Annotated in this window: 26 protein-coding genes; 10 read left to right on the top strand and 16 right to left on the bottom strand. The window is 46.3% G+C overall.

Annotated elements, in window-relative coordinates:
* The first annotated feature begins 4 nt into the window (after nt 1-4).
* The 4 genes from E4T81_RS08100 (at nt 5) to E4T81_RS08085 (ending at nt 3,217) form a co-directional block, all read left to right on the top strand.
* A complete protein-coding gene (locus E4T81_RS08100) occupies nt 5-667 on the top strand; it encodes a hypothetical protein (protein ID WP_135043218.1) in 663 nt (220 codons plus the stop codon).
* A 6-nt stretch (nt 668-673) separates the two neighbouring features.
* On the top strand, nt 674-1,465 hold the full coding sequence (locus E4T81_RS08095; RefSeq protein ID WP_135043216.1) for a DNA-processing protein DprA: 792 nt from the start codon (nt 674-676) through the stop codon (nt 1,463-1,465).
* Nucleotides 1,466-1,783: 318 nt separating this feature from the next.
* Nucleotides 1,784-2,548 carry a hypothetical protein gene (locus tag E4T81_RS08090; RefSeq protein ID WP_135043213.1) on the top strand — a complete coding sequence of 255 codons (765 nt, stop codon included), beginning with the start codon at nt 1,784-1,786 and terminating at the stop codon, nt 2,546-2,548.
* A 219-nt stretch (nt 2,549-2,767) separates the two neighbouring features.
* Nucleotides 2,768-3,217: a hypothetical protein gene (locus E4T81_RS08085; RefSeq protein WP_135043211.1), complete on the top strand. Its 450-nt coding sequence runs from the start codon at nt 2,768-2,770 to the stop codon at nt 3,215-3,217.
* 58 nt (nt 3,218-3,275) lie between these two features.
* Here E4T81_RS08085 and E4T81_RS08080 read toward each other — a convergent pair whose 3' ends face one another.
* The 4 genes from E4T81_RS08080 to E4T81_RS08065 form a co-directional block, all read right to left on the bottom strand.
* A complete protein-coding gene (locus E4T81_RS08080) occupies nt 3,276-4,610 on the bottom strand; it encodes a site-specific integrase (RefSeq protein WP_135043209.1) in 1,335 nt (444 codons plus the stop codon).
* A gap of 215 nt (nt 4,611-4,825) precedes the next feature.
* Nucleotides 4,826-5,047 carry a DUF2795 domain-containing protein gene (locus tag E4T81_RS08075; protein ID WP_008863178.1) on the bottom strand — a complete coding sequence of 74 codons (222 nt, stop codon included), beginning with the start codon at nt 5,045-5,047 and terminating at the stop codon, nt 4,826-4,828.
* A gap of 48 nt (nt 5,048-5,095) precedes the next feature.
* Nucleotides 5,096-5,659, bottom strand: a complete 564-nt coding sequence (locus tag E4T81_RS08070; RefSeq protein ID WP_135043207.1) for a cob(I)yrinic acid a,c-diamide adenosyltransferase — start codon at nt 5,657-5,659, stop codon at nt 5,096-5,098.
* A 96-nt stretch (nt 5,660-5,755) separates the two neighbouring features.
* Nucleotides 5,756-6,676: a potassium channel family protein gene (locus tag E4T81_RS08065; protein ID WP_135043205.1), complete on the bottom strand. Its 921-nt coding sequence runs from the start codon at nt 6,674-6,676 to the stop codon at nt 5,756-5,758.
* A 158-nt stretch (nt 6,677-6,834) separates the two neighbouring features.
* Here E4T81_RS08065 and E4T81_RS08060 point away from each other — a divergent pair, with 158 nt between their 5' ends.
* The 4 genes from E4T81_RS08060 to E4T81_RS08045 all read left to right on the top strand — a co-directional run bounded on the left by E4T81_RS08060 (nt 6,835) and on the right by E4T81_RS08045 (nt 13,366).
* Nucleotides 6,835-8,469: a M48 family metallopeptidase gene (locus tag E4T81_RS08060; RefSeq protein WP_135043203.1), complete on the top strand. Its 1,635-nt coding sequence runs from the start codon at nt 6,835-6,837 to the stop codon at nt 8,467-8,469.
* Between the two features lie 225 nt (nt 8,470-8,694).
* On the top strand, nt 8,695-9,078 hold the full coding sequence (locus E4T81_RS08055) for a hypothetical protein (RefSeq protein ID WP_135043201.1): 384 nt from the start codon (nt 8,695-8,697) through the stop codon (nt 9,076-9,078).
* Between the two features lie 32 nt (nt 9,079-9,110).
* The gene (locus tag E4T81_RS08050) at nt 9,111-11,756 is read left to right on the top strand and encodes a C13 family peptidase (protein ID WP_135043199.1); all 2,646 of its coding nucleotides are present in this window, start codon (nt 9,111-9,113) and stop codon (nt 11,754-11,756) included.
* Nucleotides 11,757-11,905: 149 nt separating this feature from the next.
* Complete coding sequence (locus E4T81_RS08045; RefSeq protein ID WP_135043197.1) at nt 11,906-13,366, top strand: leucine-rich repeat domain-containing protein; 1,461 nt, start codon at nt 11,906-11,908, stop codon at nt 13,364-13,366.
* A 74-nt stretch (nt 13,367-13,440) separates the two neighbouring features.
* On the opposite strand, the gene E4T81_RS08040 is transcribed toward E4T81_RS08045, so the two are convergent.
* Nucleotides 13,441-14,451: a hypothetical protein gene (locus tag E4T81_RS08040; protein WP_135043195.1), complete on the bottom strand. Its 1,011-nt coding sequence runs from the start codon at nt 14,449-14,451 to the stop codon at nt 13,441-13,443.
* 93 nt (nt 14,452-14,544) lie between these two features.
* On the opposite strand from E4T81_RS08040, the gene E4T81_RS08035 reads away from it, so the two are divergent.
* Together E4T81_RS08035 and E4T81_RS08030 are read left to right on the top strand one after the other, a co-directional pair.
* On the top strand, nt 14,545-15,051 hold the full coding sequence (locus tag E4T81_RS08035) for a PH domain-containing protein (RefSeq protein WP_135043192.1): 507 nt from the start codon (nt 14,545-14,547) through the stop codon (nt 15,049-15,051).
* A 71-nt stretch (nt 15,052-15,122) separates the two neighbouring features.
* A complete protein-coding gene (locus E4T81_RS08030) occupies nt 15,123-15,974 on the top strand; it encodes a phospholipase A (protein WP_135043190.1) in 852 nt (283 codons plus the stop codon).
* 10 nt (nt 15,975-15,984) lie between these two features.
* Here the strand turns inward: E4T81_RS08030 and E4T81_RS08025 are convergent, their stop codons facing one another.
* The 11 genes from E4T81_RS08025 to E4T81_RS07975 all read right to left on the bottom strand — a co-directional run bounded on the left by E4T81_RS08025 (nt 15,985) and on the right by E4T81_RS07975 (nt 23,082).
* Nucleotides 15,985-16,365, bottom strand: coding sequence for a DUF2752 domain-containing protein (locus E4T81_RS08025; protein ID WP_135043188.1), 381 nt, complete (start codon nt 16,363-16,365; stop codon nt 15,985-15,987).
* On the bottom strand, nt 16,365-16,814 hold the full coding sequence (locus E4T81_RS08020) for a CD225/dispanin family protein (RefSeq protein ID WP_135043186.1): 450 nt from the start codon (nt 16,812-16,814) through the stop codon (nt 16,365-16,367). The genes E4T81_RS08025 and E4T81_RS08020 overlap by 1 nt, the downstream gene beginning before the upstream one ends.
* Complete coding sequence (deoC, locus tag E4T81_RS08015; protein ID WP_135043184.1) at nt 16,814-17,698, bottom strand: deoxyribose-phosphate aldolase; 885 nt, start codon at nt 17,696-17,698, stop codon at nt 16,814-16,816. Before deoC ends, E4T81_RS08020 begins: the two co-directional genes overlap by 1 nt.
* Nucleotides 17,699-17,731: 33 nt before the next feature.
* On the bottom strand, nt 17,732-18,058 hold the full coding sequence (locus tag E4T81_RS08010) for a nucleotide pyrophosphohydrolase (RefSeq protein WP_135043475.1): 327 nt from the start codon (nt 18,056-18,058) through the stop codon (nt 17,732-17,734).
* 21 nt (nt 18,059-18,079) lie between these two features.
* On the bottom strand, nt 18,080-18,532 hold the full coding sequence (gene dtd, locus E4T81_RS08005) for a D-aminoacyl-tRNA deacylase (protein ID WP_135043183.1): 453 nt from the start codon (nt 18,530-18,532) through the stop codon (nt 18,080-18,082).
* Nucleotides 18,533-18,677: 145 nt separating this feature from the next.
* Nucleotides 18,678-19,139 carry an Lrp/AsnC ligand binding domain-containing protein gene (locus tag E4T81_RS08000; RefSeq protein WP_135043181.1) on the bottom strand — a complete coding sequence of 154 codons (462 nt, stop codon included), beginning with the start codon at nt 19,137-19,139 and terminating at the stop codon, nt 18,678-18,680.
* A 187-nt stretch (nt 19,140-19,326) separates the two neighbouring features.
* Nucleotides 19,327-19,686: a preprotein translocase subunit SecG gene (secG, locus tag E4T81_RS07995; protein ID WP_135043179.1), complete on the bottom strand. Its 360-nt coding sequence runs from the start codon at nt 19,684-19,686 to the stop codon at nt 19,327-19,329.
* Between the two features lie 12 nt (nt 19,687-19,698).
* A complete protein-coding gene (locus tag E4T81_RS15895; RefSeq protein WP_245207038.1) occupies nt 19,699-20,472 on the bottom strand; it encodes a hypothetical protein in 774 nt (257 codons plus the stop codon).
* 6 nt (nt 20,473-20,478) lie between these two features.
* A complete protein-coding gene (locus E4T81_RS07985; RefSeq protein WP_135043177.1) occupies nt 20,479-21,015 on the bottom strand; it encodes an LptE family protein in 537 nt (178 codons plus the stop codon).
* A gap of 10 nt (nt 21,016-21,025) precedes the next feature.
* Nucleotides 21,026-22,243, bottom strand: a complete 1,218-nt coding sequence (locus E4T81_RS07980) for a sigma-54-dependent Fis family transcriptional regulator (RefSeq protein WP_135043175.1) — start codon at nt 22,241-22,243, stop codon at nt 21,026-21,028.
* Nucleotides 22,244-22,248: 5 nt separating this feature from the next.
* A complete protein-coding gene (locus E4T81_RS07975; protein WP_135043173.1) occupies nt 22,249-23,082 on the bottom strand; it encodes a lysophospholipid acyltransferase family protein in 834 nt (277 codons plus the stop codon).
* Nucleotides 23,083-23,212: the final 130 nt, after the last annotated feature.

Here is a 23,212-nt window from a genome sequence, read left to right as displayed (position 1 = left end):
ATGTATGACACTTCCGGATAACCTTACTTACAGTCAGTTTCTTGATCTTGCCGACCGCAGTCCCTCGCTTGAAGGGGTGTGGATATACCGTCTGGAGCACACCTTCCTGAGCAATGGAGTGGTTTATCCCGAATTTGACATCTACACGAATGAATACCTCTTTCTGACGCTTGAGGATGCTGAGAGGCTCATGCGTGAGAGTTTTGTCAACCGGGAGGCGACATATCGGTTTGTCATCACCCAGCTTCCTGTCGGACGTGACATCGGAGAGGAGACCGGTGCCTCATGGACTTATGGCCCGAATGGTGTACTTATTGATTTCAGAAGCACGACCACAGGAGGTGACACTATCAGTTCTTGTTTCTTCGGACGGCACCGGACGCGCATACTGTTCAGGAAAGGAGACATCGTGGAGGTGGTAGGGCGTGATAGCGTGCGCCTTGCGGTTGTCGCTGACGACGGACCGACCGTCGATCGGTTTTGGGAACGCTACGAAAGGTCTAAGGACGGTATGGGCTACCTTGCCGATGCCAGAGATGACTGCTATTATGTGTTGGACGGACCCGGAGAGTGTTGTCATGACCATGCCGATGCCCTCTCTATGATGAAGCCTTGCAGGTCTGTCCCAGAAGAGATCGCGGGTGTATTAAAAAGTTTTATAAAGTAAAATCATATGGAAAAACTGAATATCGACGAGGTGATGGCATTGCAGATGTCGGGCATGCCCACCTCACAAATAATAAAGACCGACCTTGCAGAGTTTGACCGTCTATATGAAGAGAATCCGGAGTTTGACGGGTATCTTGACAAGGCCAATTCAATACTTGACCGACAGGAAAAACTGGGTATCGTCAGCATATCCTGTCAGGATTCACGGTTTCCGGCGCGCCTGCTTGCCATCGGTGCCGACTGTCCGGCAGTGATACATTGCAAAGGCAACCTGAAGCTGCTGGAAGCCGAAAAAGCTGTGGCTGTAATAGGAGCACGCTCAGCCGACAAGGAGGGGAACACGAAAGCTTATCAGCTCGGTGCGGACTATGCCCGGAAAGGGTATGTCGTGGTGAGCGGTCTCGCTCTCGGATGCGATGCTACCGCCCACCGTGGCTGTCTTGATGTCAAGGGTAGCACGATAGCTATCGTGGGAAACGGACTCGACATCACACATCCGCGTGAGAACAAGGTTTTGGAGGATTCAATATTGCGCAACGGCGGTCTGATGCTGTCGGAACAACCAATAGGCGTCAAGGCCAATCCCACGCGTCTGGTGGCCCGCAACCGCCTCCAGGCTGCACTCTCAGAGGCTGTGATACTGGCCCAGTGTCCGGCTCAAAGCGGCTCGCTCCACACCATGCGCTTTGCCCGCAAGTATGGCCGGGAGAGCCTCGCGGCCACCTTCCCGCGCCACACCGAGGCAAATGCCGGAAACTATGACCTTATTGAACAGAATCTTGCAAAACCTATATGACATCCCAGCCATGTCAGGTTTGAGATTCAATAAACCACACCTGAAACCATCGCATCTTTCAATCTCTCAGCCTGAGACACATCCGGGCTGAGAGATTTGTCATATATGTTTTGACTGTTATGCCTTTAACTGTATCAGAATAACCTAAAAGATTGAACCGCTGCGAAAAAGAGCGTGTCAGGATAACCTTTACAAGATTATTCTGACACGTTTTTATATTGACGCGGTTTCCTGTTCTAACACCGGTAGCCGGATATGTAATTTAGACTTCGAGGACTCTTTCATATATAACTTACAAAACCATCAGTCATTATAGATATGATCACAAATCCCAATTTCAAGATTGACGTATCCGTCACTGAAAAATGTTACAAGTCCAAACCGACTCCTACCGACTATCGGCAAATGCGATGGAATAAGACCAAAATGAGTCTTAGTAGCTTCATTTCGATGGTCAGAATGGGTTACAGCTATTGCCATATTTACTATAGGAACCTGCGTAGGAAAAATAAATTTCTCTATACGCAGACCATCAGCATTGATGTTGATGACACCGATACAGACCTTGAAACATTCTACCGTCAATGCCAGTTGAAACCGACCTTTGCTTACGAGACATTTTCAAATGGTACTGGCGGAAATTACAGCTATCGTCTGGTATATGTCTTCAAAGAGCGTATTAATATCCGTGCTTTCGGTGAACTGTATGAGAAAATATGCAGGATGACCAATCTTGACAAGACTAAAGACCATTGCGGTAAAGTCATCACACAGCTCATGAACGGAACTACATATGAAGCAAAGGTATTCCGCTCCAACCGGATATACTCGTCAATCACCGACCTTCCTGTCGATGCAACTGAACAGGAACAGATTGTCACATATCAACATTCACTTCTTCCTGTAGTGCCAAACGTTTATAAACCCAGACACTCTTCAGCAATCTATCAACCTAATAATATTAATTCATCAAAATCAAATCAAAAACAATATAAATCTAATGACCCGGATTGGAAAAAACAGCTTGAAAGCATCAGTGTCCCTTTGAAGGTCCTTGCAGAGAGCAGACAGGAATTCCTATAGATTTATGGGAAGGAACACAAGCTTTTAAGGTGGTCAAAGCTGTCATATAACGAAGCCGGCTATTGTGTCATACCCGAAAATCATCTTTCACTGTTTGTACGTTATCGTAACAGGCGAGGGGAATGTACGGTCAACCGTTTCCGTGACGGGGAGAAACGTCGTAACCGATTGTTTACCGACGGATGCATCATACGCAAGATAAATCCCGGAGTAACATTCATGGATCTATTTTTCAATCTGGTTCACAGGGTGTATTTCTACTATGACAATTCCGACGGTGTGTTGTCTGATGAACTTATAGCCCGCAAGGCTTATGATGTCATGAATTATACCGAGTTCGATGCGATGGAGTTCAAGTCGCTTGACGCAGGGAAGGTCACTACTTCTCCCGGATACTGTCGTGAACACGGTGTGTCAAGACGATCATATTCCCGGAAGGCTCTTATGTATCAGAATTACGAATCCATACAGGCGTGGTATAAACCTGGGAAATCTGTTACCTCAAACCTGAAGGAAGCGCGCGACAGAGGGCTTACCGTCAGTCTGTCTACACTCCGACGCTATTGCAAGTTCAACAATATACCTGTCAATCCGGGACATTGCAACATATCGGAGTGGTATAACCCGGCTGTCTCGGTAAGACTTAACCTACAGACAGCACGGGCATAGGGCATCAAGGTGTCACAGTCGTCCTTATACAAGCACTGCAAGGACAACGGCATCCCGACTAAAGGGATGGCAACTTAATCTTGCTCAGCTCTTCACGCAGTCTTGCCGGCATAAAGTGAGCGTAGACTTTCTCGGTTATTTCAGTAGAGGAATGACCGAGAAGCTGGCTCACCATCGTCATGTCCATACCGTTATTAAGGCTCAGGACAGCAAAGGTGTGGCGTCCGACATGAAATGTGAGACTGAATGACAGTCCCAGTTTTTCACCAATCACATTGAGAGCTTGATTGATACCACGTGTCTTTGTGTTCCTCACACGGTACAGAGCATCTGTGTCATCAAGGTTAAAGTCATCGTCAAGCAATCCGAAAACAAAACGATTGTATCGACCTTTCCACTGTTCAAGTATTCCCATAGCCTGGTCGCTTAGGGGTATAACATTCCTGTTTTTCGTCTTGACCTGTATCTTGTTAAGAGTCCGTTTGTCGAAGTCTATGTCAGACCATTGCAGGGTGATGATGTCAATGACACGCAAACCACAGGCATATAGGGCAAACAGGAACATCTCGATATATTCCTTCCGTCTCGCTTCCTTATCTTCAATGTAAAACTTTATAAGACACTCCAGTTCCTTTTTGGAAAGATGCTTCACGCTTGACTCATCATTCTTCTGGAGTGATACGGTCTTTATGATTCTCATCTTCTGTATGGCGGCATTGAGAGCCACCGGAATGTATCCCATTACCATTGCCTGTTGACAGCCTTTGAGTATAGGGGTCAGGGCATGGTTTATAGTATCGTCACTGTTGTCCTTGATCTCGCGTCTCCACTTTATGTGTGACTCTATGAGCTCCGTGGAAATCTCAGAGATATAAATGCTGTCAGGTGCATACGTACCGCGTTTTTCCGATTTAAGGAACTCCCGGAATATTTTCATGGCACTCAAGCCATTGCGATATACACTCTGACCGATTTTATTTCGGTCCAGCTCGTTTTTAAGGAGGTCTGACACATAACTCACAAAATCAATACCTTTGTCTTCACGTGTTGTCGGGTGGTCGTCAAGAAGAGCCCTCATGATCTCCACTGTCAAACGGTCGGGGTGCTTCTCACACCAAGCCGCTATTTTGGAGTCAAGCTCACTGACGCTTTTTGTAAGCCTACTGTTGATATTGCGATAGTCAGGTCCGTAGCTTGCCCTGACACCGCCACGTCCCTTGTTCTCGTTAGGATTCCAGTCCTTTTCTTTGACAGAGATTCCGGTAGAGCGTCTGACTGCCACTGATTTGACAGCATATTCAATCTGGATCACCAGAGGGCGGTCATTCTTGGTTTGTCTGGTCTTGTACAACCGGAAATGTCCGGTCGGGAATGGTCTTGCTGCTTTACCCATGTTGTATGTTCCGTTTCTTTTATTTTAAGCGAATTTACAACAGTTATACGACAGTTTATCCCGATTGTTTATATTCCTTTTTTGTCGGTGCGCTAATTTTACGTTAGTTTATTATGCTGTAAAAGGGGGTAAAATGCAAGAAAAAAGAGTTGGGCTGTCGCTTGGTGCGAAGCTCAACTCTTTGGTATTCTTTGGGTTAATCCTTTTGTGTGGGCTTAGTATTCCTCCTCGTTGAAGAAGAAGTCTTCTTTGGAGGGGTAGTCGGGCCAGATGTCTTCTATACATTCGTAGGTTTCGCCTTCGTCTTCCATTTCCTGGAGGTTTTCGATTACCTCGAGGGGGGCGCCGGAGCGCATGGCGTAGTCGATAAGCTCCTCTTTGGTTGCGGGCCAGGGAGCGTCTTCGAGTTTTGATGCGAGTTCAAGTGTCCAATACATATTCAGGATAGATTTAATTTTACGTTTTGTCTTATGTCGTTGTATTAACTAACAATTTTTATCCCAAAATATTTCATCAAATTGATTAGCGACATTGTTAAATCGTGCAAACACGAAGAGGAAGTCACTGAGGCGGTTGACAAACTTGAGCACATTAGGGTCGACGTAGGTGGTGTCGGCGAGTGCCACGATGCGGCGTTCGCAGCGGCGGCACATTGTGCGGCACACGTGTGCCACAGCAGAGCGGTGGGTTCCGCCGGGCAACACGAAATTGGTGAGAGGCGGCAGCTGCACGTCCATCTCGTCGATGCAACGCTCGATGCGCTCGATCACGTCATGGTTAAGTCCGGGACACTGCGTGATGGCATTGTCGGGATTGGGGGTGGCGAGATAGGCGCCGATATTGAATAGTTTGTTCTGTACGCGACGCAACAGGTCGACATACTCCGGCTGCAGGTTGGGGATTGCAACAAGTACACCGATATTGGCATTCAACTCATCGACTGAACCGTAAGCCTCGATGCGTATGTCGGTTTTCTTTACACGCATGCCGCCAACAAGTGAAGTGGCGCCCGTGTCACCGGTACAAGTGTACACTTTGCTTTTTGTCATAGTGGTAAAGTTATGAATGTGGGCGGCAAAGATATATAAAATTTCTGATATAGGCAACATCTTTTCATCAGCCTGCCACTGCTTTAGAGCAGGCAGCTATCGAGGCGACGTAGCCACGGCGGTGAGCGCCGTCTCCAGCTTCATGGCGAGCGACGCGCTGTCTTTTATGAAATAATACAGCTCTGCCACCGGATACAGCTCATCGTCGGCCTTGAACTCGGGCTCCCCCGGGGTCGCGGCTATAGCGCGGGAAAGCTCCGCCTCGACCTGCGGCTTCTCTGAAAGGGTGTCGGTCGATGAAAACATCTGACAGTTTGCCACAAATGCAAAGCAGTCGTCCACGATGTCCTGCCAGAGCGTCAGGTCCACCCTTGCCTGAAGCGAGTCAAGCACAAGGCTCGTGTGTGACGCCGATTTCAGCAGTCTCTCCACGGCGGGACGGCGGCTGCGGTCAAATGGCAGTCCGGAGGGCTTGAAAAGGTCGGTCATGTCGCGAAATGCGAAGTCGGGGTCGTAGCGGGCCTCCGTGTCCTTTCGCTTCGTGACAGGGGTGGTGACCGCATAGCAATAGGCGAGAAACATGTTGAGATTGTGAAGCACCGAGGGCATTATCTTCAGCAGCTTCTCACGCTCTGACGCGTAATGGACCGCACGCTGCCTCTCGATCTCCGACTCCACGTCAATCTCCGACTTCATCGACCCCACGGCATTCAGAAAAAAGCCAAGCGATATCAACCCGCACATCACCTCGACGGCAGTCACCGCCTGTGCCCATCCGTGGGCGGGAGTGTAGTCGCCAAATCCGAGCGTCGTTATCGTGACTATGCTGTAATAGAGCCATGAGCCGAAATCCGTGCCCGCTCCGTCGGGAATGCGAAACTGGCTGTCGGGAAGCCACATATAGATAAGTGCAAACACCGGCGTTAGGGCCACATAAAGCCCTATCCACACGATAGGGCGGACATTGGAGACGACATGAAAGAAATGTCTCGTTTTTACTGACAATGTGTGCAGCATAAATCTTTTTTATCTTAACAACACTTTGCCGCTGTAAAAAGATTAGAGCCCGTCGCTGTACCACCAACACCTTTGCTTACGTTCCTATAAGTTTTTTTTCGGACAAATTATCTTATGTCACATTTATTATATAATTTTGTACATATTCAAAGAAAAAAATGAATGCCGGTCATTTTATCATATTAATTATTTCTATATCGCTTCTTGCCGTCTCTTGCAGCCATGGTAACACCACGGCTGAGCTTGACAGCGCCGAAAGCATGATGGAAGAACATCCAGAGGTAGCCCTCGCTCTGCTTGACTCAATCGAATCTCCTACCGACTGCGAGAGCAATGCCCGTTACGCCCTGCTCTATTCTCAGGCTCTTGACAAAAATTATATCGATGTCACCGACGATTCCCTCATATCAATTGCCGTAGATTTTTATGAAAAAAGCGACGACCTGCACCGGCTTATGCTAAGCTACTACTATCATGCGCGCATATTGTATAATAAGGAAGCTTTTACCCGGAGCTTGCTCGCTCATAGCAAGAGCCTGCAATGCGCCCGGCAACTCAATGACAACTTCTGGTGTGGCAGAAACGCAGCCCAGATATATCTGATTTATGACAAGTTTTTTTATAGCAATGACGCCCTTCACTACGCAAAACTAACCTATGATTTTTTTAATAAATCAGACAAACATTCTCCTTTTTCAATGCATGCTTTGTTAGAGCTTGCTCGCGCCCACTACAACTGTGATCAATATAATGATGCATTGCTTTTGGCAATAGCTGCAACAGACTCAGCCAAGAAATACAATGACCCTATCATATATAAGTCCGCAAAAAAAATCTGTGCAGACTGTTACTACTTCCTCGATATGCTTGACGAATCAATAAACAGCTACAACGAGCTTATGATGATTGATGATAATCCCGACTTATTAGGTTCGCTTGGTATAGCATATCTCAAAAAAGGAGAAATAGAAAAAGCCATGAAGCTTAAAATTGACTCTATTGACATTCAATATCCTAACTTAGTCACCTTTCAATCTGAGCTTTATAAAGTCAAACTTGACTATAAAAACGCGTTATCTCTTTCAGACATGCTGATGCTACAAAATGACAGTGCCTTGGTAAATTCTCTGAATCAGGGATTTGGCATGGAACTATCAAGCTACTATGAATATGAAGCTATGATTAACAATCTAAAAATCAAAAATATCAGAATGTTTAATCTTATAATAGCAATATCGGCAGCTGCAGCAGTCATATTTGTAATTTTAATGATTATCCGAATTATAAAGCACAAAAATCAAGTAATTGAAAAAAATGTGGATATCGCACACAATCTAAGAGAACTTCTTGATTTAAAACAGGCACAATACATCAACGCACAAGATGAAATTTCTAAACTTTTAACATCGCGCTTTGAAATGTTTGATTCTTTATTCGCATCGTATTATGAGGGTAAAGCAACAAAGAATCTCCGTAAAAAAATTTCAGATGAAGTAGAACGGCTAATAGATGATTTAATGACAGAAGAGCGAATATCAGATTTAGAAAATTCTTTGAACAAAAATTGCCACAATATTGTAGCTCTTTTAAGAACAGACTTTCCTGATTTAAAAGATGCAGATTATAGACTATTCATATACTCTGCTCTTGGATTTTCCACTACCGCCATTGCTATATTTCTGAATCAAGAAAAGCTTGAAGCTGTGTATAATAGGAAAGCACGCCTTAAAACAAAAATAAAGAAATCCGACTCCAAACATAAAGACCTATTTATCAGCAAATTATCGAAATAAGCACATTTAACTATATACCTCGTTACAAATATAAGACCACAACACGCTGATAGCCAACACATTACCAACGCACAAACAACAAATAGAATTTACACCAACCCTAAATAAAGCGCTAATAATCAATAAATTACGACACGACCATTTGCATCAAAAAACAAATGAATCTTAGCAGATTTTTCGTTGTTTTTTAGTCTTTAATCATAAATTTGTGACAAATTGGAATTTATGAAAAAGATCAAATTAATCATCACATTCTTCTGTCTGATTTTGTTTACAAATGTGCATATTTTCGCTCAAAACAAAACGCCGGAACCGCAAAGGACAAAAATAGTAAAACATAACCTAGGTAAATTCTATCCTCGTATGCCAAGTAATCAGTACTTGGAATTCATTTATTTCAATAATTCAAGAGAATGCCTCTTTACTTTTAACTATGATATTGAAGTACTATCTGTAACTATAACAGAGATAACAACGCATTATATATATACGGGAGAGGTTTCTCAGGACAATCCTGTCATGTATCAATTTCTTCCTTCGGGCAACTATATTATCACTTGTACAAGCGATAATGGTGACATATTTTACGGAGAATGCGAAATTATATAAAATATAACTTTAATAATTAAAGACCAAACTATATGAAAAAATTTTTACTATTAATTCTTGTATACTTTGCCATGTCAGAGTATGCTTCTGCACAATTAACAGCAGCGTTTTTAAGAACAAGGGCCATTCAGATGGCTCAAAAAGAATTTACTGATATTGACGCCGACTATTACTTCATTGATGAAGACTACTCAAATGTCGATTACGTCAAAGTATTTGTTGACGCGGAACCACTAAAAGGATGGGAACATGATTGCTATATCGTATATGTGCCAAGCAAACTATCACAACAAGAGCAACGACCATTATTAAAGAAGCGATACAGAATGCCACCAGAAGGAGCAAAGCTAATTCCAGCTGCAAATCGGAACAAATATGGAGATAATGCAAATTCTATACCACGACTATCTCATATAGAAAACACTCCTGCTACTAATCCCATGGCACAAAGAACTTATGCTTTAATAATAAGTGGAGGAGTGTCAAGAAACCTCAACTATGACCGCTACTGGAATGACTGTTCATTTATATATCAGACTTTGACAAAAAAATATGGTATACCAAAGAGCAATATATATCCATTAATGTCAGATGGAGACAATCCTGAGGAAGATATGCTTTCACTATCAACCTACAAATTTACATCACAATCACTCGACCTTGATTTTGATGGGAATAATGAAATTCAATATGCTGCCACTAAAAACAATATAAAGACGGTACTTAATACATTGTCTAATAAAATAGATAAAAATGATCATCTGTTTATCTATGTTATTGACCATGGTGGCACAAATGATAATAATATGAGTTCATATATCTGTTTATGGAATTTCGAAAAATTACAGGACACAGAACTTGCTCAGATGCTACGCCCGTTCACAGATAGATATGTTAATGTCAATGTTGTATTAGGACAATGTTACTCAGGCGGTTTTATTGATGACCTTGAGAAAATAGGATGTGTGGTTTCTACAGCATCAAAAGGCAATGAATCATCTTATGGATGCCGCGACATACCATATGATGAATTTGTATACCACTGGACCTGTGCGATAAATGGCGCAACTCACACTAACCGCCCCATCATCGCAGACATTGATGGCAACAAGTTTATCACAATGGAAGAAGCATTTGATTATGCTGTAAGAAATGACAGTCAGGACGAAACTCCACAGTATGCATCAAAACCAGTATCTGTTGGCGAAGATCTTGCTTTTAATAGATTTGTACCATCCTATGACTTATACATCAAAGATAATTGGGATGACACAGGTAAAACACCAAACATGACTACTGAAAAATTCTGGATAAGTCCTTCAATATGGTGTAGAAATCATGATGACGGCATTATAGAACATCAAAATCCGGAATATACGCCTACACATCAGATGGCATATATTTATGTTAAAATCTATAATCGCGGAAAAGAAAAATCGAGCAATAAAAATTGGATACACATGTATTGGGCAGAAGCATCTACTGCAATAAGACCAGCCACATGGAAAGGTCGTGAATTATATAATGAAACAGAAGTGACAGGTGGCGCGCTCGAACCGATAAACATCCCCCCTATTGAAGCAGGAGATTCAACTATTGTCAAAATAAAATGGGCTCTTCCTGCAATGCTCGAAAACCACCCTAACGAAAACCTGCATTTCTGCCTTTTAGGCAAGATTATGGATATTCCTTATGATGATGGATATGTGGATGGTAAACCTTATTTCTATGTAAAAGAAAGTAATGATCAGGCTCAAAAAAATGTTACAATCGTAACAACATCTACCATTCTGAACTCTCAAAGCGTGTTCATACGTAATATTTCAAATGAATCAAAAAAATATTCTTTGGAATTAGTTCCACGAAGAACGACGGACATCAAAATGTTTAATCACGCAGAAATTGAGATGGAAATGACTCCTAAAATTTATAATGCCTGGGTGAGTGGAGGTAAAACTTCTACTGGCATCATGTATGATAATACACAGACAAATGGTATGCATAAACTAAAAATAGTCAACCCCAAAAACAAGATAGACAATGTTGCATTAGCAAAAGGTGAGTTTGATAAAGTCTCATTAAGATTTAAATTCAAAATGTCATCCACATATCGTGGCAATTATACATTTGATCTTATACAACGAGATGACGAAGGTAATATAGTAGGCGGCGAAACATTTATCATTGAACCTCCACTTACTATCTCAAATCCAATTCCCATTGACTACAATCCGGTATCAGGTGGTTCAATCAGATTATCTGTAACAGATGATACTTATTCTACTTATCTTTGGACGGATGAACAAGGTAATGACCTTGGAAGAGAACAAAATTTAATTATAATGCCGACTGCAAGCTCGGGACTGATTTCTGTTACCGCACTTAATCAAGAAGAAGAAATGGGAATTGGAAGTGTCTCAATTGCTTCAGAATTTGGAATAAAGTCAATTAACAAGCTATCAAACAATACCATAGAGATTAAATTAAATAATGAAAGTCTTGAAAATAGTGCTTTAACCATCACTTCCTTATTTGATGGATTAATAAAGAACAAAGTGGAATTACAAAAGGGCATCCTTTCTGTAAAGATTGACACATATAATTTGCCATCAGGCTTATACGTGATAAATTATTCAGTGAACGGAGAAATCATAGACACCATAAAATTCAATCAATGATAATTTACTGACTGAATTTATTGTCTGCACTAATACACTAATGATTTTATCCAACATAAATATTAAATATTAGTTTATCGCACCATATTTGCGATAATTTATTGCAGCAATTTCTCAGTTGAATTGTAGAATACTTAAAGTAATAAGTTATGAAAAAATATTTACTAATAGTTGCCTCAATGATTTCTTTTATTGCAACAAATGCAGCAAAAGGTTCTGACAAGGATTTTATCGAGATAAATGTAACCGAACCGGGCAAACTGGCAGAACTTATGGGCGAGCGTGCCAATGATATTGACTCGCTTGTAGTGACGGGAACAATCAATGCCGCTGACTTCAAAGCGATGTGGAGCGCGTCGTTCAACGGCAGGCTATCGGCTCTGAATCTTGAAAAGGCAAAGGTTGTCGACGGTATTGTACCTGATTATGCATTTTTCAACTCAAATGAACAGACCGACTTCAGCAACGGTGTAATCCATGTGATAGCGCTGCGCAACATAATGCTTGGCGAAGGCATTACAGAAATAGGCAAAGGTGCATTCATGTATGCAACCAATCTTTGTGAAATAAACCTGCCCTCAACGCTGAAGAAACTTGGTGAAATCAGTTTCAGCGACTGTAAAAATCTGAGAACCTCGCCGCTCGTATTGCCAGAAGGACTCACCGAGATACCTCGGCGCTGCTTCATGAATTGCCGTTCGTTGTCAGAAGTGACATTACCCTCGACAATAAGGTCTATAGGCGAAGCTACATTTTTCGGCAGCCACATCACGAAGATTAACTTTCCGGAAGGACTGGAAAAGATTGGTGACAGTGCCTTTTACGGATCACATCTTGAAGAAGCAGTGCTTCCGTCATCATGCCTGACCCTTGACGGAACCGCCCACTTTGCTCTAAACCGCAATCTGCGCACACTATCTCTTCCTGACGGGCTTACATCAATTCCCGATGATTTTGCAGAAGAAGGCTTGAGTCTTATTGACGTAAACATGCCGTCGTCATTAAAGACCATCGGCAATATGGCGTTTTCACTCTGTCCGCTCGGTGGCAGCCTAAAACTACCTGAAGGACTGACTGAAATCGGCGACCGAGCCTTTTATGGAGCGACCGGAATCAGGGAGGTTACATTTCCTTCCACTCTTTTATCCCTCGGAATGCTAAGTTGCGACAACTGGTCGGGACTCAAATCAATACGCTGTATCGGAGCGGTACCCCCGGTCTGTGAAATTGCCACAAACGGACTCGGTCCGTTTGGGACACCCAATTATAATGTCAACGACGGAGTAATCAACAGTATTCCGGTCTATGTGCCAAAAGGATCGCTTGAACTATACAGAAATTCGCCGGGATGGGACATATTCTTCAACTTTATCGAGACCGAATACAGTCCTGCCGCAATAGCTGAAGTCTATGACAAAGACAGCGTGACAGTCTCGGTCGAAGGAGGCGAGATAGTGATAAGCGGCAAAGAAGGAAGATTTACCATATATTCACTTGACGGGACAACAATTGCCACTGGCTCAATAGGAAATGAAGTCATAAGAATCTCTGTATCTTCCGGCTATTATATTGTAAATGCATGTGACAAGGTAAAGAAAATAAGAATCTGAAATTACTTGCAGGTATCACTCTCCGGAGAAATACACCGCTAAGGCAGGGAGGCCGAGACGAGCCTTCCTGCCGCTTATTTGTCAAGGCGGCGATGCAGGCTGTCAAGCGCAGCCTTCACTGAGGAGCCGCGGTAAATCTGGGCGCCGGTGGAGTCAGACACGATGTAGTAAGGCAGACGCGGTATGTTGAGATGGTCAAATGACGCCGACGCCACTCCGGCAGGAGTCCAGACGCGAGTCCACTTCAATGAGTCGGGACGCTCGCGCTTCCACGCGAGAGTGTCGGGGGCAAATGACACGTCAAGCACTTTCAGGCGTCGTCGCGGATAATCGTCATATATCCCTTCGATAGCCTTTACGATTGTGTCGCGGCGATGTTCCTGACAGGCAAAGTAGAAAAGCGTGTAGCTTGACTTGCCCGGAGCGTAATGCTCAGTAGAGTCGCCGTAGGAATAGATGGAAAACGGGCGTATCTTGGCGTTCAGATGGGCTGAATTGTTGTAGGAGAGCAGCAGGCGGTAGTCGTCCACGAGCTTGTCGGGGCGCGCCTTGGGCGATATAAGGGCAAAAAGCGAATCGGCCTGCGACTCATTGTCGGGCGCGTAATAAGTCGTGAGCATCAGTGCCGATGACAATATGTCATCACGGTGACCTACCACATAGTCGGCGACCAGAGTGTTGACCTGACGAGGATTACCCACCTCTATCACTCCGGCATTTTCCCTTATCCAGCGGCTCCACTGCTCCACCGGCTTGTTGCCTTTCATTTCGATTACGTAAGGATTGTCAAGGTCGAGCTTGCAGTCTATTGTCTGACCGTTTTTGACTATAAGGCGCGCGATAAGCACATGCTGTGCCGTAAACAGCTCAGCGACGGTATATTCACCCGACACCCCGTGAAGGTCAAATTTTCCGTCGATAGCCGGCTGCCCTTCCTGATGCACAGTCCCGTCGGCGACATACAACATATTGATTGTGCGGGTTCCGAGACCCTGCACCTCGCCTGTGACACGAAACTGAGTGTCGTCGCCACACGCAGCAAATACCGCAGCGACAATCATCGCTATGATCAATCTTGATTTCATCCTAAAGTAATTTCCACAAAGTTAGCAATTTTTTCAATTAATAGCCCTGTGCTATTTGGTGGAACGGAATAAAGTGGCTATATTCGTGACATTATGGATTTCAAGGTAAACTGGGACGATAAAGTATGGTGGCGCACGGTGTTTATCGCCGCGTTGCTCGCCGCCGTCATAGTCCTGTCGTTTATGTTTCTCTCCGGTGTCACCCGCTGGATCATAGCTGGCGCCGTCGGGGTGTTGCTGCTCGCCACCTCATTCATGGCGCCGGTGAAGCTTCGCATCACCTCCACGGGGATTGTCATGTTTAAGCTTATCGGCAAAAAACGGTTTCCCTACAGCGACATTAAAGATATAGCGCTTTGCGACCTGCAGAGCGCCCCCAACATACGCATCATCGGCAGCGGCGGATTTCTGGGCTATACCGGATTGTTTTACAACAAGCTCACCGGCACTTTCACCGGCTATATTGGGTCGATGTACCGCACAGTAATTATTACCATGAACAATGGCAGGAGATACATTGTTTCATGTCTGAATCCCGACAAGCTGGTGGAAATTAGCAAGTCAAATATCAGAGCCTGGAAAAACAGACTACAAAAATAGCCTTTTGGCTCTATAAAGTGACTGCCAAATAAGCTAACTTTGGACATTCATCACATAACAAGAAAAAAACGATGCTTAACTGCCGGTATATAATTGTATTGCTCGCCGTGTTTATATCGTCGCTGACACAGGCGCGGGCTCAGATTGTCAGTCCGGAGCGCGACCAGGTTCTGGATGTCGACAGCGTGAAAAAAGCATTTGACGACGCGCCCTATTTCGGCCTTTATAAGGACAATTACTTTATTTTTGGTCCGGCAATCGGCATGAAGCCGACAAAATACAACACCAACGTAAAATTTCAGATATCCATAAGCCAGCGGCTCACGAAGCGCACCCTTCCCTTTGGCAGCTACCTGTATCTATTCTATACCCAGAAGTGCTTCTGGGACGTGCTGCGCAAGTCGTTTCCCATGACCGACCTGAATTTCAATCCCGGAATAGGACTTACCAAGCCCCTCTTTGTAAAAGACCGCTTCATCGGTAAAGTGTCGCTCATCCTTGAGCATGAGAGCAACGGCAAGGCGGAGGAAGACAGCCGCTCATGGAACAGGATTTCATTTGCCGGCAACATACTCATCGACCCCACCATGATGGTACATGGAAAAATATGGATTCCTATCGTGGACGGTGAAAACAACCGTGACCTGCTTGACTATTACGGACTTTACCAGTTTGGCATCACCTACATGACTCCTTCCAAACGCTTCGGCGGCTCAATCATACTCACCAAACGCAAGGGATGGAATCCATTTAATTTCAACACTGTGCTTGAACTGAGCTACAAGCTGTTCAATAATGAAAACCAGTATCTCTTCATGCAGTATTACAACGGCTACGGTGAAGGACTGCTCGACTACAAGACCTTCAAGTCGCAGCTGAGGGTAGGCATCTGCATCAAGCCCCAGTTCTTCAGCGAATATTAACGACGCCGCGTCAGAATATATTTCTAAGAATCCACCACAGAGTCAGCACGATGAAGCACCCCCATATGACGGGTGCGGAATTTATACGCGAGTAGTAGCGCGGACAGGATGTGCGGACACACTCCGAATAGAGCAGCAGCACTATAAGCGGGGCAAACAGCAGCAGCATGCAGTTGTAATGCCACGCCGAAGCGATGTCGCCATGAAGAAGAGCGTGTATGGCACGCTGAGAGCCGCAGCCGGGACACAGATAGCCGGTGGCGGCAAGAAACGGGCAGCGCGGGAAAAACCGGTTGCCCGACGGGTCAAAGTAGAAGTAGACACATATCGCGGCAAGCAGGAGCGCGACCCCTGCCACAATTAAAAGCCTACGGTCAATCTTCACCGCCATCAAGCAAGGAATGCGGGCAACAACTGGAGCGCGATAACACACGGAATGGATATAAGCGCGAGAGCGACACTGACCCATATCCATATCAGCGCTGTCTGCGACGCACGCTTGGCGCCTTCAAAGTCGCCGCGGGAATAACGGTTTTCGACACACACCGAATAGACTATAGCCACAAGCCCGGGTATCTGGCAACAGAGCAATGTAGCCACAAGTGACCATGCAAGATAAGAGGGCGGACATGGCGGCAACTCCGAAGGCTGACCGTAGCCCGCTCCGGGAGCCACCTTATAGAAACACCCGTCGAGCTCAGGCAGACGCCACGCCGGCATCCACTCCGCCATCCCTTCGCGCCACACAAGGGTGTCGCGCACCATCCCGAGGTTGAGAAGTTCCCCGGGAGTGTGCGGACCTACCTTTACATTGTTGATTATCGCGTAATATGTCATCATCAGAAATATTTCACCGGTTCTCCAAGAATGTCGCCGAGCAGATTATTGGCAAGACGGCTCGCGCCTATACGGAACAGACCGTTGTCGAGCCACTCTTCTCCAAGCACCTCCTTTATCACCGTGTAATACTTCACGGCGTCAACTGTGGTCGACACTCCACCCGCAGCCTTGAAGCCAACCTTGTTGCCGGTGGTCTCGTGATATTCCTTTATTGCCTGAGCCATCACGTAAGCAGCCTCAAGCGAAGCGCCGTCATATACCTTTCCGGTCGAAGTCTTGATGAAATCGGCACCCGAATACATGGCAAGCACCGAGGCGTTGCGTATATTCTCAGCGCTCTTCAACGCTCCGGTCTCAAGAATCACCTTCAGGTGAGCGTCGCGGCAGGCATGTTTCTGCTCGCTGATTTCGTCACACACCTCTTCCCAGTCACCGTCAAGATAATTGCCTACATTAAGCACAATGTCAATCTCGTCGGCACCCGACGCCACTGCGAGCGCGGTCTCCGCAACCTTCACCTCCAGAAATGACTGAGAGGAGGGGAAAGCACCCGACACACACGCCACTTTCACGTCAGTGACATCAAGCACAGTCCTTACTACCTGGGCAAAATTAGGATAAACACATATCGCCGCAACATTTTTCAGCGCGGGATATTCATTGTCAAAGGCGTTGACACGCTCGGTGAAGTCAGCCACCGACTGAGGCGAGTCGGTAGTAGAAAGCGTAGTGAGGTCAATGCAGTTGAATATTGACTTATAGACCTCGACATTCATGTTTTCATCAAGATGCTTCTCAAGAATCTCGTCAACGGCTTTTTTCACAGCCTCGTCGTCAGTGATGACCTTAGAGGCGGCTACGGTGTCATGATATTTGTCGCTCATTGTAAAAATCGGTTTTAATTATTGAATTTATGGTTAGTCGCTTAATTTATGATTGTTTTTATGACGGTCACGGTCACGCAATGTCTTCTTCTCGATATTACGCGCCAACGCCTCCGTAAGGTCGACGCCGCTCTGATTGGCTATGGCAAGCACGACCCACATCACATCGGCGAGTTCATCGGCAAGAGTGTCCTCCTCGCCCGGCTTGAACGACTGGTCGCCATAACGCCGCGCCATCACTCTCGCCACCTCGCCTACCTCCTCGGCAAGCACAGCCATATTGGTGAGCGGGGAGAAGTAACGCACACCGACCGTGGTAATCCACCTGTCGACAACAGCCTGCGCCTCACGCAGTGTAATATCGTCATTATTCATAATCATCTACTCTTTAAGACGGGAGTCGATGATTATCGTCACCGGCCCGTCGTTAATAAGCTCGACCTGCATGTCAGCGCCGAAGACTCCCCGCTTCACCTCCTTGCCGAGACGCTCCTCCATCATGGAGCAAAACAGCTCGTAGAGCGGAACAGCCTCTTCCGGGCGAGCCGCGCGTATGTAGCTCGGGCGGTTGCCCTTGCGGGTCGACGCCGTGAGAGTGAACTGACTGACGGCAAGCAGGTCGCCGCCGGCATCAATAATCGAGCGGTTCATGACACCCGCCTCGTCGTTAAATATACGCAGCGCCGCCACTTTTCCGGCAAGCCACTCGACATCGGCGGGAGTATCACCGGTCTCCACTCCTACAAGCACCATCATCCCGGCATCAATCGAAGAATGAACAGAGCCGGCAATGCTGACTGATGCACGGGTCACACGTTGTATAACAAGTCGCATCGCAAATTATCAATTACTTATCACACAAAAATAGCTAAATTTTCCCAATATCAAAACATTTTCGTCACATAGACCGATATAGACACAGAAAGTGCCGCCACCTTTGACTCAGGCTGCGGCACTCATAGTATCTTATTGCCGGGAGTTATTCGTAATTAATCGGAATCTCGCGGTCTATGCTGCTGTCAAGCGAGATGAGAGTCTCAGTGCCGTTAACGCCGTGAATCATCTGAATCTTGTCGTTAAGCAGCTCCATAAGGTGCTCGTTGTCACGCGCATACAATTTTATCAACATTGTATATGGACCGGTCGTGAAGTGACACTCCACCACTTCGGGAATCTTTTCCAGCTCAGGCACCACGTCACGGTACATCGCGCCGCGCTCAAGATTGACCCCGATATAGGTACATGTGCGATAGCCTAATATCTTGGGATTGACATGATAGCCCGACCCGGTAATCACCTTGAGGTCAATCATCCGTTGCAGACGCTGGTGGATGGCGGCGCGTGAGACACCACACTCCATAGCGACATCCTTTGACGGAATACGTGCATTTCGCATTACGATTTCGAGTATTTTGCGATCAAGGTTGTCTATTTTTTCCATATTCTATAAAATGTATTCAAATTTACCAATTTTACATAGCAAATGTAAGCATTTATTTTGATTTGACAATCATTGTGTCACATTATTTACAAAAACCGCCATAAATTAGACCGAGAAAAAAACCGTGAAAAAGGAAAAACACCTTATTCACGGTTATAATCTGTTATAGTCGGAATATCAAAAAGGATTATTCTGCAGCAGCCTCCGGAGCGGGAGCGGGAAGAACAGGAGCGGCAGCCGGAGTCTCGACGTCGGTATTGAAGTCGGCGGGCTGAGTCTGCTCTGTAGCCTGGGGAGCCACACGTGATGAGCTCTGGATAATGTTGCGGGGCATGAAGAACACACCAAGCACGGCAAGCACACCGATTGCAGCAGCAAGCCACCAGGTAACTTTTTCAATAAAATCATTGGTGCGGCGTACACCCATCACCTGGTTTGCACCGCCAAACTGAGAAGATAGTCCGCCTCCTTTGGATTTCTGGATAAGCACGATGCCTATCATAAGAAGTGAAGCAATGACCGTAAGGATAATAATTACTATGTACATTGTTTTTTTGTATTATTTTTGTTTTATATATTTCTGATTTATGATAAGTTTCTGTAAGAAACGCAATTGGTCTGCAAAGTAAATACTTTTTTCCGGATATTTCAAACTTAAACCGCTTATTATTTCAAAAGCCTTGTCATATCGGTGCTGTTTTATATAAATTTTTGCCAGACTTTCACTTAAAAGCGAGTCATCCTGAACGACAGGAGGCTTTATAGGCTCCGGCACGGCGGGAGCTTCCTCTGTCACTTCATCCTTTTCACCCTCTACCGCAGGGAAATGCCCGTTGTTGTCACGGCTTTTCAGGATGAAAGCGTTTATCAGGCTGTCCTGCGAGTCGCCGACAGCCTCTTCGCTGTCAGGGAAGCTTCTTTCTTCCTCGTCGGCGAGAATCTGGGCATAATCGGCTACAGGATTGAATATCAATCGCTCGAGTATCTCCTCCTCGTTGGAGCCCGAGGAGCCGTATGTGTCGATAAACGTGTCTATCGCGGCATCGGTGGTAGGAGTTGCGACAGCGTCACGCTGTGGATATATGTCATCAAAGTCAGCAGCCATCGGCTCCATAAGACGATATAAAGCCTCGGCGTCGGCACTGTTGAGCGCGACACGGCGTGTAAGCTCGCGCCTGCGATCGTCGGAAAGTCCGGCGTCACGCTCAAGCCTCAGCATCGCGGGCAACGTGAAGTAGGGGTAGCGGCTGTACATCTCGTCGACCCACCGGTCGTCGGGCACCATCGCCGTGTCGGCGATAAGTTTTTTCAGAGTGTCGGCAAGCCCTTCCATATAATATTACCAGTTACCGAGAGTAGCGTTAAAAATAAGGTCGACAAGCTGCTCGGTGATTTCCTCGCAGAGCTGGTCCTGGACATCGGTAAGCATTTCGGAGCTGTCAAAGTCCTGATAGGCTGAAAATGACTGGTCTATATCATTCTTGTCATTTTTGTTGTCAGTATATTTCACCCTGACAGTGATGGTAAGACGCGTCTTTGAGGCAAGCGCGTTTTCGGTGACAGCCTGAGGCGAGAGGGTGTAGCCGGTGATCTCGCCTTCCATCTCAAGGTCGCTGGAGCCGTCGGTGGTCTGTAGACGGGTGTTTCGCGTGATGTAGTCGAGCAGGGCGTTTTCAAATGTCTGCTGCAACGGCGGGTAGACAAGCGCCGCACGTATCGGGAACTGCGACACGCGGATTGTCTTATAGACATTATAGTCTATCGCCGTTCCATTGAATTTATAACTGATTGTACAACTCTGCACAATCATTGCCACTGTGATTGCAAGCACCCATAGTCCGGGGCAATGGCGAAGATAATTGGCTATACGTTTCATTTAAATGGGGCTATTCAAGTCCGAACTCTTTGATTTTACGATATAACGTGCGCTCCGAGATATTAAGCTCCACGGCGGTAGCCTTGCGACGGCCTTCGTTACGCTCCAGTGCCCGGCGTATGGTCTCGCGCTCGGTGTCCTCAAGAGTCATGCCCGAGTCGGGGCTCTCGGTAATTATGTCATGAGCGGCGTGGCTGTCGGGGTATAGACGTGGCATCGGTGAATAACGCACAAGCGAGTGGGGAGGCTCCTCGACGGGCTCCGGCTCGTCAAGGGGTCTTATGTCGCGCGGAACTCCGCTCTCCATTGTCTCGATTGTAGCGCGGAGGGTGTCAATCTCATTGCGCATGCGGAAAAGCATATTGAACAGCAGTTCCCTCTCCGATGCATAGGAATGGCTTCCGTCGACCGACACGGCGGGGGTGAACGAAGTCGTCACCTCGGGAAGATAGGACCGCAGTTTTTCAGGAGTGATTGAATTGCCGGCTTCAAACAGGGCTATCTGCTCGACCACATTTTTAAGCTGACGCACATTGCCCGGCCACGGATAATGGCTCAGCATCATCGCCACATTTTCATCAAAAGCCACGGCAGGTGTATGGTAACGCTCTGAAAAATCAGATGCAAACTTGCGGGCAAGCAGCCATATGTCATCGCCTCTGTCACGCAGCGGCGGCACGGTTATATGCACCGTCGACAGGCGGTAATATAGGTCTTCCCGGAATTTGCCTGCCTGTATAGCCTTCATCATGTCGACATTTGTGGCAGCCACGACACGTATGTTGGTCTTCTGGACGGTTGACGAGCCCACCTTTATAAATTCTCCGCTCTCCAGCACTCGCAGCAGCCTCGCCTGGGTTGTGAGCGGAAGCTCCGCCACCTCATCAAGGAAGATAGTGCCGCCGTCGGCCTCCTCGAAATATCCCTTTCGGGTAGCGATGGCTCCGGTGAAAGCACCTTTCTCGTGACCGAAAAGTTCGGAGTCGATAGTGCCCTCGGGTATCGCACCGCAATTGACGGCGATATACTTTGAATGTTTTCGCGAACCGTAGGCATGTATTATCTGCGGAAAAAACTCTTTTCCCGCACCGCTCTCGCCCGTAATAAGCACCGACAGGTCAATCGGAGCCACACGCAGGGCGCGCTGGACGGCGGCTACAAGTGCCGGGGCGTTGCCAACGATTCCGAAGCGCGATTTTGCCTCGCGCACTTCAGTAGAGAGATCCATCACATTCATCGGCGATTACGCAATTGATAGGTTTTATTCTTCAGAAAATCGCCCAGCCCAGCCACGTCGGGATATTGCTTCAGCTCGTCTGGCGATATTACATCACCTACCGAGACATGAATCTCGCTGTGACACTTGCGCCACACCTCGGCAGGGAGGCGCAATGTGCGCAGACGCCAGTCAATGAGTCCGAGTATATTGAACCAAAGACTGTTATGTCCGTGAAAATAAATCGGTATGACGGGCACGTTGAGCTGCTGTATAAGGCGTATGATAGAGGGCTGCCACTCGCGGTCCTCGATACGTAGCTTACCGTTTATCTTGCTTACAGCTCCAGCCGGGAAAAATCCGATAGGATTACCTCGGCGCACCTGCATTATAGCCTCCTTTATACCCTTCATGGACACGGCTTTCTTTGCCGGGTCGTCAGATGCAAGGGCGTCAACAGCGATAAAGTTGGGGCGCATCGCCGAGATATGGTTCAAGACCATGTTGACCATGACCTTGAACTCAGGACGAATGGAGCCTATAAGCGAAATCAACGATATGCCGTCGAGCGCACCGAAAGGATGATTGCTCACAGTGATGAACGCCCCTTCGGGAAGATGCTCCAGCACCTCCTTGCCGTCGACGCGCAGGGTGATGTCAAAATCTTTCAGCAGGTTACGCGTAAATTCAGGTCCGGGATTGTCGCAATACTTGTCATGCACGGCATTAACCTTGTCAAGCGCAATCCAGTGAATCACATTGTTCACCAGTTTCTCATGACCTTCAAGCTGTGGCAACATCCCTACTATGTCATTATAGTCAAGTACAGTACGTTTTATATTTTCACTCATTTCTGTCGTTCAAGATATTTATCGCGCCTCCCGGGCGCATACAGGCATAAGCCTATTTACCACAAAGTTACGAAATCTTGTACACAAGACAAAAAAGAAGGAGAAAATGTAAACCCGAAAGTGTTACAAA

The sequence above is a fragment of the Barnesiella sp. WM24 genome (assembly GCF_004570975.1).
Taxonomy (GTDB): domain Bacteria; phylum Bacteroidota; class Bacteroidia; order Bacteroidales; family Muribaculaceae; genus Muribaculum.
Note: the sequence above shows the minus strand (reverse complement) of the source record. Positions and strands in the feature narration are given on the sequence as shown.